This is a genomic window from Methylocella sp., assembly GCA_037200525.1.
In the GTDB taxonomy this organism is placed as follows: domain Bacteria; phylum Pseudomonadota; class Alphaproteobacteria; order Rhizobiales; family Beijerinckiaceae; genus Methylocapsa.
The window spans coordinates 381,941-397,343 of record JBBCGG010000001.1 but is presented as its reverse complement, the minus strand read 5'-3'; the positions used below and the strand labels follow the sequence as shown (position 1 = coordinate 397,343).

At 56.3% G+C, this 15,403-nt stretch carries 11 protein-coding genes and 2 pseudogenes; 5 read left to right on the top strand and 8 right to left on the bottom strand.

What is annotated here, in order from left to right; translation table 11 throughout:
• Positions 1-32: 32 nt before the first annotated feature.
• Positions 33-773: a hypothetical protein gene (locus tag WDN46_01870; GenBank protein MEJ0092206.1), complete on the bottom strand. Its 741-nt coding sequence runs from the start codon at positions 771-773 to the stop codon at positions 33-35.
• Positions 774-836: 63 nt separating this feature from the next.
• Here WDN46_01870 and WDN46_01865 point away from each other — a divergent pair, with 63 nt between their 5' ends.
• From WDN46_01865 to WDN46_01850, 4 genes are all read left to right on the top strand, one after another.
• A complete protein-coding gene (locus WDN46_01865) occupies positions 837-1,064 on the top strand; it encodes a hypothetical protein (GenBank protein ID MEJ0092205.1) in 228 nt (75 codons plus the stop codon).
• Positions 1,065-1,590: 526 nt separating this feature from the next.
• Positions 1,591-1,833 carry a helix-turn-helix domain-containing protein gene (locus WDN46_01860; protein ID MEJ0092204.1) on the top strand — a complete coding sequence of 81 codons (243 nt, stop codon included), beginning with the start codon at positions 1,591-1,593 and terminating at the stop codon, positions 1,831-1,833.
• Positions 1,834-1,988: 155 nt separating this feature from the next.
• A complete protein-coding gene (locus WDN46_01855) occupies positions 1,989-3,677 on the top strand; it encodes a site-specific integrase (protein ID MEJ0092203.1) in 1,689 nt (562 codons plus the stop codon).
• A 107-nt stretch (positions 3,678-3,784) separates the two neighbouring features.
• Entirely contained in the window at positions 3,785-4,867 is a 1,083-nt protein-coding gene (locus tag WDN46_01850; GenBank protein MEJ0092202.1) for a tyrosine-type recombinase/integrase, read from the top strand.
• A 143-nt stretch (positions 4,868-5,010) separates the two neighbouring features.
• Here WDN46_01850 and WDN46_01845 read toward each other — a convergent pair whose 3' ends face one another.
• The 6 genes and pseudogenes from WDN46_01845 to WDN46_01820 all read right to left on the bottom strand — a co-directional run bounded on the left by WDN46_01845 (position 5,011) and on the right by WDN46_01820 (position 13,805).
• Positions 5,011-6,471, bottom strand: a complete 1,461-nt coding sequence (locus WDN46_01845) for an HlyD family type I secretion periplasmic adaptor subunit (protein MEJ0092201.1) — start codon at positions 6,469-6,471, stop codon at positions 5,011-5,013.
• Entirely contained in the window at positions 6,458-8,596 is a 2,139-nt protein-coding gene (locus tag WDN46_01840; protein ID MEJ0092200.1) for a type I secretion system permease/ATPase, read from the bottom strand. The genes WDN46_01845 and WDN46_01840 overlap by 14 nt, the downstream gene beginning before the upstream one ends.
• Before the next feature lie 128 nt (positions 8,597-8,724).
• Positions 8,725-9,327, bottom strand: a pseudogene (locus tag WDN46_01835) (matrixin family metalloprotease).
• Between the two features lie 21 nt (positions 9,328-9,348).
• On the bottom strand, positions 9,349-12,888 hold the full coding sequence (locus tag WDN46_01830) for a hypothetical protein (protein ID MEJ0092199.1): 3,540 nt from the start codon (positions 12,886-12,888) through the stop codon (positions 9,349-9,351).
• 1 nt (position 12,889) lies between these two features.
• A complete protein-coding gene (locus WDN46_01825) occupies positions 12,890-13,357 on the bottom strand; it encodes a hypothetical protein (protein MEJ0092198.1) in 468 nt (155 codons plus the stop codon).
• A 61-nt stretch (positions 13,358-13,418) separates the two neighbouring features.
• Entirely contained in the window at positions 13,419-13,805 is a 387-nt protein-coding gene (locus tag WDN46_01820) for a hypothetical protein (GenBank protein MEJ0092197.1), read from the bottom strand.
• A gap of 600 nt (positions 13,806-14,405) precedes the next feature.
• Between WDN46_01820 and WDN46_01815 the strand changes: the two genes are divergently transcribed.
• Positions 14,406-14,537, top strand: a complete 132-nt coding sequence (locus WDN46_01815; GenBank protein ID MEJ0092196.1) for a hypothetical protein — start codon at positions 14,406-14,408, stop codon at positions 14,535-14,537.
• A 76-nt stretch (positions 14,538-14,613) separates the two neighbouring features.
• Here WDN46_01815 and WDN46_01810 read toward each other — a convergent pair.
• Positions 14,614-15,375 (bottom strand): annotated as a pseudogene (locus WDN46_01810) (IS5 family transposase).
• Positions 15,376-15,403 lie beyond the last annotated feature (28 nt).

The following is a 15,403-nucleotide window of genomic DNA, read 5'->3' as shown; positions in this document are numbered from 1 at the left end:
CCTTCGAATCAACCGCGTCGCGATCGTCGGCTTCATCGGCGATTGATGGGATGTCCTTCCTCGTCGAAGTGGTGTGACATTTGCTCGGCCTGCTGCAAAAAATCTCCCTCGGGAAACCACCGCTTAACAGTACTTGCCGCGACTCCCAGAATTCGACCCAGCTGCCGGAAGCTGGGGGTTTCTCCGCGCGCCATGATTTGACCGCCGACAACAGCGGCGCGCTGACGCATCTCGTTGGCTTCCGTGGCTTGCTCATACTGCGGATTTGAGCCACCCAATCGTTCCCGAAGCAGAACGATTAAATCCCGGGGAATATAGAGGTCATCGCTCCAGCTCATCGCATCCAGCATACACTTGATTAGCCAATCTATCAGCCTGTCCGGAATGGCTAAGCCTCGTCGCCCGATGTGGGTTTCTCCGTTTTTTAAAAGTGTCTTAGCCTCAATCATTTTTTCAAGAAGCTGAAGCGACAATTCGCTTACCGCCTCTGGATCCGCATCCATGACACCTGCGACGAGCATAGAGTTGAGCCCGTATCTTTCTATCTCGGGCTGCATATACGCCAGCTGCTCAATTCCGCCGATGACTGCCACCTCAATTTCAATGGCCGGGCTTTTGCGCCGAAGCTTTACATAAAGCTCAATCGTCGGGTCCTTTTTATAGGATTTTGAAAATGAACCAATTTGGTTCTCATCATCGTTTCCGTAATCGCTCATCCCGACCCCTTCACTAAAAACGAAAGCGGGTTGTTGCGCGATTTTGTTAGTGCGCAACAGCCCCCAGCACCTCCAGTGTTCTCGAATTAGCTGGAATCTTCGCAAATTGGAGAGTTGCCGATGACCATTTCCCCTCGTTACCTTCGCCGCGCGAATGCTGCATCTTACGTCCAAGAACGATGGGGCTTGCCATGTTCGAATGCGTGGCTCGGAAAGCTGGCCGTGGTTGGCGGTGGGCCGATTTTTCGTAAAGCCGGCAGGACACCAATTTATGATCCGATCGACCTCGACGCCTGGGCCGAAGCGCGCATCGGCGCGCCTCAGAAATCGACCTCTGTTTTGGCGTGACGGTGCGGCATGGACAAGTGCAATCGCAGTTTCACTAACTCGTGGATCATATTTCGACGGGAAAATCGGCAACTTTGCAATCTTCGCAAAAACACGATGTGCGCTTGGCTGACGCGAGTCCGTCCAGCCCTCGATTTAGGCCGTCCTATTCGGTGCAAAGGCGAGGCTAGCACGATTTCTGACGCGACGCCGCGCAACAGCAACGAGCTGACGCACCACAGCCAGATTTACTGCGCGCGGTGTCTTGCCGCCGAGGCCGACCGCCGGCAACGGAGGTTGATTATCACATCGCCCGGCGGTGACCGTCAGCCACTGGTGAGAGGTGACGACGTCTTGTTCACCGTCCGAGAGAAGGGCCGAAACATTCGACCGTTTTGTATCCAAGCCATCCCTCCCACCAAAGATTTGGTCTTCGGCCACTCATGCGAGGCGTGACGCCCGCCGCCTCGCTTAGTCTTCGGACTACAAAACATACACTCGGATGGAACATGACCATCGGAAGCATTGATACACTGGGAGATGCACTTTGGCGCAGCAGATTGAAACCCTTCTCACCCCCGTCCAGGCCGCGGAGATCCTCCAGGTGAAGCCGAACACGCTGGCCAAATGGCGCGTCACCGGCGAAGGCCCCGCATTCGTCCACATTGGTCGGGCGGTCCGTTATCATCCGCGAGAACTCGCGCGCTACATTGAGCACCAGACGCGGCGGTCGACGTCGGAGGCGTCGACCGGCGGCGGACGCGGCTATCATAATAATGATCCATTATAATCAACGTTGATGCATCACAGTATACTTATGTATTGCTTAATTAGGACGCTTACACACAGTATCGGGCGATGATAATACATTGACGTTGTCCTAATATTCATGCAGATATATCCCAATCCACCTCAATCAACTTCAAGCCAACGAGGCCACGACTTATGTCCGCCCAATCATCCCTTGCCGAGCCCAATCTCGCCGACGCAATCCGCCTGACCCAGGCGTCGGATCTCGAGAAATCGAAAATCAGTCACTGGTCCTGCTCGATGCGGGCTGTCGCGACGGCGCTCGGCTTGCCGCCCGAAAGTCTGCCCGCCCGCTGGCAGGCGCTGGCGCACCGCGTCAAGCAGCTGCATCACGCCCGCGTCGGCATGTCCGAAAAGACCCTGAAAAACCACATCTCGAATCTGAAAGCCGCCTTGCGCTACCTGTCCGGGGACAAAACCATTCCCGCGCGGGGAACGCCGCTCGCGCTGGAATGGGCCAACCTGCGGCAGCTCGTCGGACACGAGATGGATCGCTATTATCTCACCGGCCTCATGCGCTTTGCTTCAGGGAGCGGCGTCTCGCCGATCGGCGTCGACGAGGCCTTTCTCGAAAGATACATGCGCTACAGATGTGAGGTTCTGGCCCAGGATGGTTCGCCTCGGATCCAGCGAAGCATTGTTCGCGCCTGGAACGTCTGCGTCGACGATCATCCGACATGGCCAAGGCGCAAATTGACTTCGGCGCCGCTTGCAGGCGAACCGGGGGTGCCCTGGAGCGCCTTTCCGGAGTCGCTGCGCGCTGAGATCGGCCAATACCTTCACTCCCTACAAACGATCCGCCGGAAGCCGGACAGATCGCGTCGCCGCCTGTCCAAAACCTCTACGGTCGACACCCGCCTTGCGGAAATCCAGGCATTTGCGCGCCGAGCCATATCGTTAGGGAGTCCGATCGAGTCGTTGACGTCGCTCCGGGCTCTGCTCGATCCGGACCTCGTCGAAAAAGTGATCGACAATTATTGGGTCGGCGAGCATCCAAAGACCTACGTCATCGATCTCGGATGGCGTTTGCTCTCTATCGCGCGCGATTCCGGCGCGTTGAACGAGGCCGATCTCGCCCGGTTGGACGATCTTCGGGCGGAGTTGGAGGACCACCGCCAGGCTGGCCTGACGCCAAAAAATAAGCGCGTCGTTCACGCCATTCAAAGCGGGACCGTCTGGCGCGAGGTGGTCGACCTGCCGGAGCGCCTGTCGAGCGAGGCGAAGACGACGCTCGCTCACGCGCCGCATCGGGCCTCTCTTTCGGCTCAGGTCGCGATCGGCATCGCGATATTGACCTTTGCGCCGGTTCGCATCAGCAATCTCGTCGGCATCCGCATCGGCGGTCATTTGAGCAAGCCCGACGGCCCCAATGGGAATTACCTGCTGTCGATCCCCTCGGACGAAGTCAAAAACAAGGTCCCTTTGGAGTTTCCGTTCGACGGCGTGGTGACGAAACTGATCGACGTCTACATTCACGAGTTTCGACCGCACCTCGTCGACGCAATGGACAACGATCAGCTGTTTCCGGGCGTCCGCGACACCATGCGCGCCGTCAACAGCTTTGGCGTCCGCATCGCCCGGACGATGGAGGAAAACATCGGCATCCGCATCACCTGCCACCAATTTCGGCACGCCGCAGCGGCGATGATCTTGCGCAATGACCCCGGCAACTACGAATTTGTGCGCCGTGTGCTCGGGCACAAAAACATCAAGACGACGCAGCAATTTTACATCGGCCTGGAAACGCTGGCGGCCAATCGTCACTATGGCGAGATCCTCCGCGGCGACCTTGAGCGCCAGTCTCGCGCTGCGATGCATCAGTGATGCTGAAATCCCTTCCGATCGGCGAATGGCCGAAATCCGACCAAGAGGCGTGGGACACAGCCTGCCGCCCCGCCGTCAGGTTACGACGAGGCGGATCTGCATCGCGGTTGGCTCCTATCACGCGTGACGATATCCAGCGGCGCTATGGATATTTTCTGACATTCCTCAAGGAATGCCATCAGTTCGACGCCGCAGCGTCTTGCGAAGCGCACCTGACGCCAGTGCACATTGGCCTGTTCGTCGATCGCATGCGCGACGAATGGTCAGCGACGACGCTGTTTATGACCATCAGGACGCCAGCAGAGCTATCATTCCACAAGCTCAAACAGATCGCGCGTCATTTGGCGCCGACGGCGAACTTCCAATGGCTGTCCGACATCGCCGGCGATCTCAAAGCCGAAGATGGTCCCGTCAAGCGACCGCCTGTCGTTGACGCTTCGGAACTCTTGACCGCGGGGCTGACGCTCGTTGAAGAATATAGCCCGTGCGACCAGCCGATGGATTTGACGACGGCGCGCAATATTCGCAATGGCCTAATGATAGCTCTGCTGGCGTCCTGTCCGATTCGGGTCAAGAATCTCGGCGGACTGACGCTCGGCCGATCATTTCATTTTTCTGATTCCGGCTGGTGGATCGACCTGCCAGGCAGCGAAACCAAGAGCGGCCGGCCCGATATGCGCATGCTGCCGGGGTTTCTCACCGTGGCTCTCGAACGATATCTGTTGGAAGCGCGGCCTTTTCTCTTGGCCTGCCGCAACGCGCAAGAGCCCACCCCCCGGATTTCGAAGCCCGACTGCAACTTTTCTGCCAACTCAACTCCCGGGGCCGCGTCTCAGAATAAGGCGGCCGCCTCGTCTGACGGGAATGGCAGGTCCGTTCATGACGACCGTCTTGATCTCGTCAATCTCTCCGGACCGCTCTGGATTTCACGATATGGCGGCCCAATGACCTATTCCGGCATCCATCATGCTCTGACGTCGACAACAGATGCGACGATCGGCGTCGCCGTCACGCCACATGGCTTTCGATACGCCGCCGCCACGACGGCTGCCTGGAAAGCGGGAAACATGCCGCATCTCGCCCCCGCACTGCTTCAACACCGGGATCGCCGGATGACCGAGGCGGCCTACATACGCGCTACATCGTTTGAAGCCGCACAAGCGTTGGGGAAGATATTGCGGCAGGGATAGCGGCGGCCCGAACCTTTTGAATGGCGGGATGTAAGGGCGCTTTTTGCTGGTGTGCCGTTTGGCTAAACCACCCCAAATTCTGGCCCAAACTATCAGTCATTCCCCAGTTCTATTTTTTTAAACCATTCATAGCTCCTGTGCCTCTATCTTTCGCGTAGGCTGCTCTGCTTGTAGCGCACGAGTGGTGACAATAAATACTCTATCACGCGCCGCGACCCCGTCTTGATTTCAACGGTGATCGCCATACCCGGCGTGAGATTGACGAGTTTGTCCTCGACCTGCATTTGCGTTCGATCAACCGAGACCCGGGCGCTGTACACCAACTCCTGACCTTGAGGCTCGCTACTTTCGCTAAGTTCTCCCGAGCTTGCGGACGATGAAGAGTCCAATTTGTCTTTGGGCTTATCGCGGACAATCGAGTCCCCTGAAACAGTCAGCACGTTGCCGTGCAGAAGGCCGTAGCGAGTGAAATTAAATGTGTCGATTTTCAATTCCGTCGCTTGTCCCGGATGGACAAAGCCGATGTCGCGATTAGAAACCATAGCCTCCACTTCGAGCCGGCTATCGGCGGGGACAATCATCATGAGTTGCTGCGCAGGCGTCACAACCCCACCGATGGTGTGAACCGCAAGTTGTTGCACAACGCCATCAACCGGCGATCGCAGCACTTGCTGTTCGATCTTCTTTTCGGCCTTACTCAAATCCTCGGTCAGCTCGTCTACTTTTTGCTCGGCATCTGCCAGATCGCTCAAGATCTTATGCGCGTATTCTGCCACTGTTTGCTCTCGCTGGTGTTCCATGGCCAGTCGCGCGCTAGCGGTTTCAACTGTGCGACGCTGCTGAACAATCAACTCATGTTGTTGCTCGACAAGGCGCTCGCGCGCTTCAAGATCAGCAATCCTATTGCCGTACTGGAGTTCCATCGCTTGCCGGCGCAATTCCGCCTCCTGCTGGATCAATGGCAATGACGCCTCGAGTTTAGCGATTGTCTCTGTGATCTCGTTTCCCTCAGCGATTTTCTGGGCAATTTGACCATCGAGGGAGGCAAGCTTGGCATTCTGTTCGGCAGCCTGCGCGATCATAGCCGCGCGTGTGTGGGCCACCTCGCGTTCCGGGGCATCTATGGCTATCAAAAGAGTCGTTTGGGCGGAGCCCATCTCAATTCCTGTCTGCAGGGCGGAAAGCCGGGCGACGTCAAGCGTCGCGCCAAGCAGGTCATGGGCAATCCGTTTTCGATCAGCGGACGTTATCGTCCGGTCAAGCTCCACCAACACCTGTCCTGCAGTCACATGCTCTCCATCCTGCACATAGATCGCGGACACGACGCCGGGTTCCAGCGGCTGGATCGCTTTGGTGCGAGCAGTGGGAACGATCTTCCCTGACGCAGTGGCGATAATATCGATTCGCCCAAAGGTCGCCCAGGCTACCGCGACGGTGAAGAATAAGATGACTGTTGCTGCAATTGCGCGGCCTGTCGGAGACGCAGGTGTTTCCAAAATCTCAAGCGCGGCCGGGAGAAACTCGACAGCGGCTCCGCGCGGCAATGAGCGGCGAAAAGGTACGACCTTCGGATTCGGTATTGGCGCAGCATCAGATGACTTCATGGATACCCGCCTGCAAACGATGCAAGGTCGCGTATCGACCCCCCACCCGAATGAGTTCATCGTGGTCGCCATCTTCGACTACCCGACCGCGCTCGATGGTGACAATTCGGTCGGCCCGACGAACAGTTGAAAGTCGATGTGCGATGACAAGCACCGTGCGGCCGGCGGCGATTTTTCGCATATTATCTTGAATGATGCGCTCGCTCTCATAGTCGAGCGCGCTCGTCGCCTCATCAAAAATAAGGATCCTCGGATCGCTTATTAGGGCTCGCGCGATTGCGATGCGTTGCCGTTGCCCTCCTGAAAGACTCGCTCCTCGTTCGCCAACGATCGTGTCATAGCCCTGCGGCAACTCCAGAATAAAATCATGCGCCCCAGCTAATTGAGAAACAGCGATCACACGCTCCATCGACATAGCGGGATCAGCGAATGCTATGTTGTCGCGGATAGTTCGGTTGAAAAGAACATTTTCTTGGAGCACCACGCCGACCTGACGACGCAGCCACGTGACGTCGACGACGCCGAGATCGACGCCGTCGACGAGCACTCTCCCGCTCTCGGGGACGTAGAGACGCTGGACCAGTTTGGTCAGCGTCGACTTGCCTGAGCCAGATGGCCCAACGATACCCACCATCTGACCGGCTGGAATGCGCAGATTTACATCGTGCAGCACTTCCGCGCCATCAAGCCTATAGCGGAATGTCACATGTTCAAAGACAACCTCGCCGCGAATGGCAGGGAGCGCAGCTCGCGAGACGCTATAAGCAGGTTCCGGTGTTGTATTAAGAATGTCGCCCAATCTTGCAATGGAAATGCGAGCTTGGTGGAAGTCTTGCCATAGCTGAGCAAGACGCAATACCGGTTGCGCGACGCGGCCGGCTAGCATGTTGAAGGCAATGAGTTCGCCAACCGTGAGACCGCCGTCGATTACGAGGTGAGCGCCAAAATAGAGCGTCAGCGCGGTGACAATTTTACTGACGAGCTGCACTCCCTGACTCCCCCAATTACCGAGAGAAAGTACTCGAAAGCTTGCATGTACGTAGGCTGCGAGCTGCTCTTCCCAACGTTTCTGCATCTGCGGTTCGATCGCCATTGCTTTTAGCGTCTCAATGGCGCTAACGCTTTCAACCAGAAAGGACTGGTTCTCAGCCCCGCGTTCGAATTTCTCCTCAAGGCGGCGACGGAATACCGGCGTGACGGCGACAGACACCCCGATATAAAATGGGAAAGAGCCAAGGACAATAAAGGTGAGCTGAGGCGAATAGCAGAACATCACGCCCAGGAATACGAAAGTGAAGAAGACATCAATGACGAGAGTAAGCGCCGAGCTGGTTAGAAAATTCCGAATATTCTCGAGCTCGCGCACCCGTGCAACTGAGTCGCCCGCTCGTCGCGCCTCAAAATAGCCAATTGGGAGCGACACCAAATGGCGAAATAGGCGCGCTCCGAGTTCTACGTCTATGCGATTGGTTGTGTGGGCGAAAACATAGGTACGAAGTGCAGTGAGGACAGTCTCGAACACAGAGACGGTCAGAAGGCCGACCACCAGCACATCAAGGGTCGTAAAGCCGCGATGTACCAAAACCTTATCGGTAACGACCTGGAAGAATAGAGGGGTCGCCAGAGCGAATAGTTGGAGGAAAAAAGACGCGAAAATCACTTCAGCAAAGAGGTGACGATACTTTGCCATCGCCTGCAGGAACCATGTGAGGTCGAAGCGTCGGGCTAGCTCGCCGAGTGCGGCGCGACGCGCCATGAGGACAATACGACCATGCCAATTCGCCTCGAACTCCCGGCGACTGATGATCTCCGGACGGTTCACAAAGGGCCTCTGTATCAGTGCACCTTCGTCTGTGATTTTGGCGACGATCAGAAATGTGCCGTCGCTGCGCTCAGCGATCACAGGAAGCGGCTGGCGCGCTAATCTTTTCCAATCCGTCGTTATTGCTCTTGCTTTGAGCTTGAACTCTTTAGCGCAGCGCAGGATCTCCGTTACGCCTATGGGCGCTCCTCCAAATCGATGCCTGATTTGGGCGGCATCGGCAGGGACGCCGTGAAAATGCAGCAGTAAGGTCAAGCACTCCAGCCCGGCATCGATGTTGGCGGCGCCAATTGACTCCCGCATTTGCATGCCCTCCGATGTGACATACCCGTCATTCGCCTCGTGCGTCGCGTTCCGCTGTTGCGCATTCGCGGCAGTTGAACGCCGCGAATGCTTTTGCCATGCGCTGCTTTATATCAGCGCGACAGTCGTCAATGTGCATGCGGGTGAGCAGCGATAGTCGCCTCGGGAGGCTTCGGGATGTAGACCGGATTGGACGATGCCGCCGCGCCTTGCGGGCTGCCGAAAGAGGCCATGGCCTGGATCAGCTGATTGAGGTTTGGAGACGGCGCAGGTACGACGCTCCCTGCCAGCGAAGAGGACATCGAAGACGCTGGCTTCGCCCCGCCAAGAGAATTTGCCGCAGGAGAACCTGAGCCAATGAACGAGGATGATGGATCGTATAGCGCCTTTATCCCTGCGATGTCGGTCTGGTCGAGCGTCTGATTGCTTGCCCCAGACGTCGGCGACATCACTGAGTTCGGGTCGGCGTCATCGCCAAGACCGAGCGCATGGCCGATTTCATGCAGCGCCGTCTGATAAACCGTTGCGCCTGTTCCGGCATATGTGGCCTGGGCGCCTGTCCCGCTCAGCGCCGTCTCTGCCGGATCTTCCAGCCGGATGATCGCGCCGGGCTGGATCACGCCGCCTTGCGCCTTATAACTCGTATAGCCAAGCACGCCGGTCGATTGCGTGTCGAAGTCGCCCAACCCGATGCGGATATCGCTCTGTGATGAGTCCGTTACTTCCTCGAATTTGAGACCCGACGCCGCCGTTCACGTCTGGAGGGCCTGCTCCACGACAGCCTGGTAGCTGGCGCTCAGCGATCCGCTGAACGGCGAGGCCGCCGTCCCAGGGCCTGTAGCGAAACTCCAGGTAATGACGTTGCTGCTCCATTTGGCTCCTGCGAAAACCGCAGAAGTGGCCGCGCCCGACGTTGCTGAGGCTTCCGCCTGCATCGCTCCAAAAGCATGAAGCTGCGCAAGCTCCGCCGCCTTCGACGCCCCTGTTTGCGCATGGAGATTGTCGAATTGCGCCACCTGCCCAATATTGGCGCCCTTCAACATCGGCGAGTTAGTTGCGCTCTTCGCAATATCATAACCCCCATAATAACCGCCGCCACCGCCATAGCCGCCGTCGCCGCCGCCGTCTCCATCGCCGCCGTCGCCGTTATATCCGTAAGGGTCGTATGTGGTGTCAGAGGAATTGCCTTCGACGTAATCGTTGTCGCCGCTGACGTAAACGTCGTCATTGCCTTGTTCGACGATGGTGTCATTGTTGCCATAAATCGTTTCGGTCATGCCTGCCGCGACGGTTACTGTGTCATCGCCGCTTGTGGTCAAAGTTTGGCTCCCGGCATTCAGATCGATCCCGTCGCCGGTGCCATTGATAGTCGCACTGGTCCCACTACCGACAAGATCGATCTGGTTCCCATTCGAACCCACAAATCCCGTCCCGGAGAAATTCAGAGTGGAGTCGCCATCGTTGGGAAGATACGCCGTATTGTTCGCGCCCGCTATGCTCCCGGAAAAATCGGCTTCGAGGTCCGCTGTGATGTTGGAACCGCTGATGGTCGCCGAGACGCCGTCTTGGACCGCGAATGTCCCGCCGGTCATGTTCACGACTTCCCCTTGACCGCTAACAATGCCGACGTAGTCGCTAGCGCCATTCGTCGTAATGCTATTGTCGTCTCCAGCGACGCTGATTGACGTTCCGACGCCAGCGGAAATTGTGTCGCTAGCGCCGCTTATGGTCGCTGATTCATTGGCGCCCATCACGATCTGGCCGCTCGAATCGCTGATTGCCTCGCCCGTGCCCGAAACGACGTCGACATAGCTTCCGCTGCCCATCGTCGCCGTATTGCTGTCACCGGTGATGTTGATGGCAACTTGGCCACCGGAAGAAATCGCATCGCCGGCGCCATTAATATTCGCGGTTGTATTCGCGTCCATCACAATCTGGCCGCTCGAATCGCTGATTGCCTCGCCCGCGCCCGAAATAACGCCGACATAGTCGCCGTTGGCCATGGTCGCGGTGTCGTTGCTGCCCTCAAGATTCGTGCTCGCGCCGGCTGCACCCGACAATACATTGTCATCGCCAATAACACCGACATAGCTGGCGCCCGCTGAAATCGTGTTGCCGCTGCCAACGACGTTCGCCGATTCATTCGCGAGCATTACAACTTGGCCACTCGACTCGTTGATCGTCTCGTTCGTGCCAGAAACAACACCGACATAATCGCCATTGGCCATCGTCACCGTATCATTGTTCCCGGCGATGTTAATGCTCGTTCCGACGCCGGCAGAGATTGTATCGCTCACCCCAGTTATGTTCGCTGATTCATTGGCGTCCATCACAATCTGGCCGCTCGAGTCGCTGATTGCCTCGCCCGTGCCCGAAACGACCCCGACATAGCTTCCCGCACCGACCGTCGCCGTATTGCTGTCACCGGTGATGTTGATCGCAACTTGGCCGCCGGAAGAAATCCCATCGTCGGCGCCATTAATATTCGCGGTTGTATTCGCGTCCATCACAATCTGGCCGCTCGAATCGCTGATTGCCTCACCCGTGCCCGAAACGACCCCGACATAGCTTCCCGCACCGACCGTCGCCGTATTGCTGTCACCGGTGATGTTAATCGCAACTTGGCCGTCGGAAGAAATCCCATCGTCGGCGCCATTGATATTTGCGGTTGTATTCGCGTCCATCACAATCTGGCCGCTCGAATCGCTGATTGCCTCACCCGTGCCCGAAACGACCCCGACATAGCTTCCCGCACCGACCGTCGCCGTATTGCTGTCACCGGTGATGTTGATCGCAACTTGGCCGCCGGAAGAAATCCCATCGTCGGCGCCATTGATATTTGCGGTTGTATTCGCGTCCATCACAATCTGGCCGCTCGAATCGCTGATTGCCTCACCCGTGCCCGAAATAACGCCGACATAGTCGCCGTTGGCCATGGTCGCGGTGTCGTTGCTGCCCTCAAGATTCGTGCTCGCGCCGGCTGCACCCGATAGCACATTGTCGTCGCCGATAACGCCGATATAGGCGCTGGCGGCAGCTGTGATCGTGTTGCTGTCTCCAACTACGTTCGCCGTAGCGCCTGCCAATGTGTCCGACGATTCACCCGAGGCGACAACGTAGACATTCGTTCCCACGATGCCGAAGTAACCGCCGCTGCCTGTGATCGTCGTCGAGGTGTTGTCGTACAGATTAACCTCGTCCCCGGCGACATCGTTATTTACGACGTTCCCTGTGCCGCCAGTGATCCCAAAGTAGTCCTGGCCCCCGGTTTGCATGTCGAGGGTGTTGTTATTGCCGTCTACGTTGGCTGAAGTGTTGGCGGCTTCAGTGACGCTGTTGCCGTTGCCGGTCAGGTTGAACGAAGCCCCGGCTATCGTGGCGGCTTCCTCGCCGGATGCAGCCACCGTGACGTTCGTTCCGACGATGCCGAAATAACCGCCGCTGCCATCAATTGTCGTCGATGTGTTGCTGCCGAGATTGACGCCGTCTCCCGCGACGTCATTGATCACGACGTTGCCAGTGCCGCCGGTGATGGAGATGGCATTGCCTGTGGTCAAAGCCACGCTGTTGCTGTCGCCGCCTAAACTTCCTGAAGCGTTCGGGGCGAAAGTCACAGCCGTATCGTTGAGGTCGACGACCGCTCCTTGCCCGGTTGCCGTCGCAGCAGCAGTAACTGCAGTGGCAGTGGAATTGATATTCAAAGTAATGTCTGTCGTCGCGGTTGGCGCGCCGTTTTCGTACACGTCCACGACAGGCAGCTCGATTGTCGTACTACCATCGGCATTCGTTGTAACAAGGTTGGGTCCGGCGCCATTCGGCAAATCAGCCCCTATGTTGGAATTTTGCCGCGCGATTTCATCTTCACCCGCATTGGCGGGAGTTGCGCTCGTTAAAATGTTGATAATTGCTCCACCTACCGCAGTTCCAAGAAATGCCAGCGCGGCGCTTCCGGCTGCTCCGAGCGCATCTTCGGCGACCGTGGCGGCTCCAGACAAAACGGTATAGCCGGCCGACTGCAACGCGGCACTTGTGAGTGCGTCACCCGTCGCCTGCCCAAGAGCCGTTAGTCCTTCTTGCGAGAAGGCGACAACCGCTGCTTCACTGGTGCCTTGAACAAAAAGGCCGCCGCTTGCGAGAGCCGCGGTAAATGACGTTTGGAGGGCCGGTAATACATCTGCCAAGCCACCGGTAGTATATAGAGCCTCAATGCTTGCAAGTGATTGACCAGCAATCGACGTTATGCCGGAGTTCTCAAGAAGAGCTGGAATCTCGACCTGCGCGAAAATCCCCATATTAGATGCGGCTGACCCGAACTGTAACATCGCCGGTGAGAGAACTGACAAATGCTGCCGACGCTTGACCCCACAATGAGGCTGTCACGTTGGTAACAATCGGCTCAACCCCCGGAACACTGCCGAAAAGAACTATTTGGGCTTGGGTTATGGCCGCGGAAGCTGTCAAGCCCTCTGTATTCTGAATAATCGTAGTTAATACGTCATTGTATGCAGATGCTCCATTTGGATCTAATAATGCAAGGAATTGAGCTCTATCTGTATTGTTTATAATGCTTGCGCCGGTAGCAGAAGCAAATGATTGAGCTACAACATTTGACCCTTGCAAACCAACCATTCCGCTATAAAGAACACCGTTCGGGCTGGTTGCCGCCGCGGACAGCGAATTGGCGATATCAGTCACTTCCTGCAATGTCGTCGCGCTAGATAATTGCGCTAGCGCGGCTTGTACGGCGGATGAATAACTCACAGCAATCTCCCAATACTCTAAGCCTAACTTTGTCTCTAGTTTTGGATATCTTGGGAAATAATCAACCCAAGATCCATCCGTCTTCGAATATGACGCCGAGGAATTTGCTGGCACGTCTGTTAAAAGGATACATTCTCTTATTTTCCGGACTTGAGTAATATTCAATAATTCGTTTTTCCACCGACTCAGCTTGCTTCGGCGTAAATATTTGTCGGCCTGCTCCCATTTTATTTCCAACAGTGTCTCTATTACGGAAACCAAAATATTGTATTACGAGCCAAAAATCATTGCGATTGTCATCGAAACGTAAATCGGTAGTAAACCAATATACGCTATTATTACTATCTATACGAGCGATCTCTCGCCGCGAATCATTCCATGTTTGAACATTTCCATCCTGCTTAATTGCAGCGTTAGCGAAAATATCACCCTCCGAACCATCGTACATCTAATTATTCCGTTTTATGAGTTAGCCATGGTCATCATTGCATGCACATCTACCATACAGTTATATTACGAATACCGTGACTTCAGTCCGCGTCCTGAGTTATTACCTTCTATTTATTGAGGAACGAACGAAGGCTTAAACGTGCTGGTGTCTGCTGAGTCTTTCTTTCTTGTAATCGCATTGCGTTGCCGCCTAGCGGGCAATTCCAATTCATAGACATCATAGCGAAATGTAATTCAGCCGTGATTAGCCTGAGCTTGCAGTCGTCCGGGAGCAGTACACACTCGCCGGCTCTAAGCGACAGACTATAGATGTATTTTAAAGGGAAACTTCGGCTTCGCCGCCGTCTTTGTGGGACTTGTTTCCCAGCGGGAGCGCCGCGCTTCATAGAAGCCGATGGCGGGCCGAATGATTTGCAGGCTAGGCCGCCGCTTCGGGGCGCTGAACGAAACGTGCTTACATACGCCGACGTTGCAAGCTTTGTGAGGCAAGAGGTCCTCCCAAATAACGTTCGCCAATAACACCCTCTCGCAGAAATTAATCCGACGAGATTGTTATATAATCATATTATATTATAATATGTTAATTGCGAGCAAGAGAATGATAGACCATGGCGGTCACGAATGTGTGACGTTCCTTTACCCTCTGCCCTTGCATCTTGATGAAATCGCCACCGCTGTCGCTCCCGGAACGCACTTCTGGTCCTCGATTGGCCTTCCCCCTGAAAAGTGATCCTCCCTGAAGTATGGCTTTTGCAGCCGTGAAGCGCTTGGCTTTGGTGGTCCATTTCCAGAGCTAGGCTCAGGACTCATTGATTGAGATAGAAGGCGACGGCGGCTGCGATGCAGATTGCGGAGAAGAAAGTGTGGGCGCATCGGTCGTAACGGGTGGCGATGCGGCGCCAGTCCTTCAGCTTGGCGAACATGTTCTCGATTTTGTGACGCTGGCGGTAGAGCGTCTTGTCAAAGGCAATGGGAAGCTTGCGGCTTTTAGTCGAAAGGGATACAGGGCTCGACGCCCTTGTCGGTCAACGCCTTGCGGAACCAGTTGCTGTCGTAGCCTCTGTCGGCGATCAGCGCTGAGGCAGGCGGCAGCGTATCGGCCAGAAGCCGTGCGCCCCTGTGGTCGCTCATCTGGCCTTCGCTAAGCAGCAGGATGATCGGTTTTCCGGCTTCGTCGCAGACGGCGTGGAGCTTGGAGTTCAAGCCGCCTTTCGTGCGCCCGATACGACGGGGAACATCCCCTTTTTAAGAAGGCTTGCCGCCGTGCGGTGGGCCTTCAGATGGGTGGCGTCGATCATGATCCGCTCAGGCTTTGGCCCTTCGCCGGCCAGCGCGGCGAAGATCCGGTCGAACACGCCCAATCGGCTCCAGCGCATGAAGCGGTTGTAGAGCGTCTTGTGTGGACCATACCCTTTTGGAGCGTCTTTCCATTGCAGGCCGTAGCGGATTACATAGACGATCCCGCTCACAACTCGTCGATCATCGACCCGCGGCACGCCATGCGAAAGTGGAAAATGCGGTGAAATTCGCGCCATCTGGCGCGCGCTCAACAGAAACAAATCACCCATCAAAGCCTCCTCACAGGAGACTGTGAAT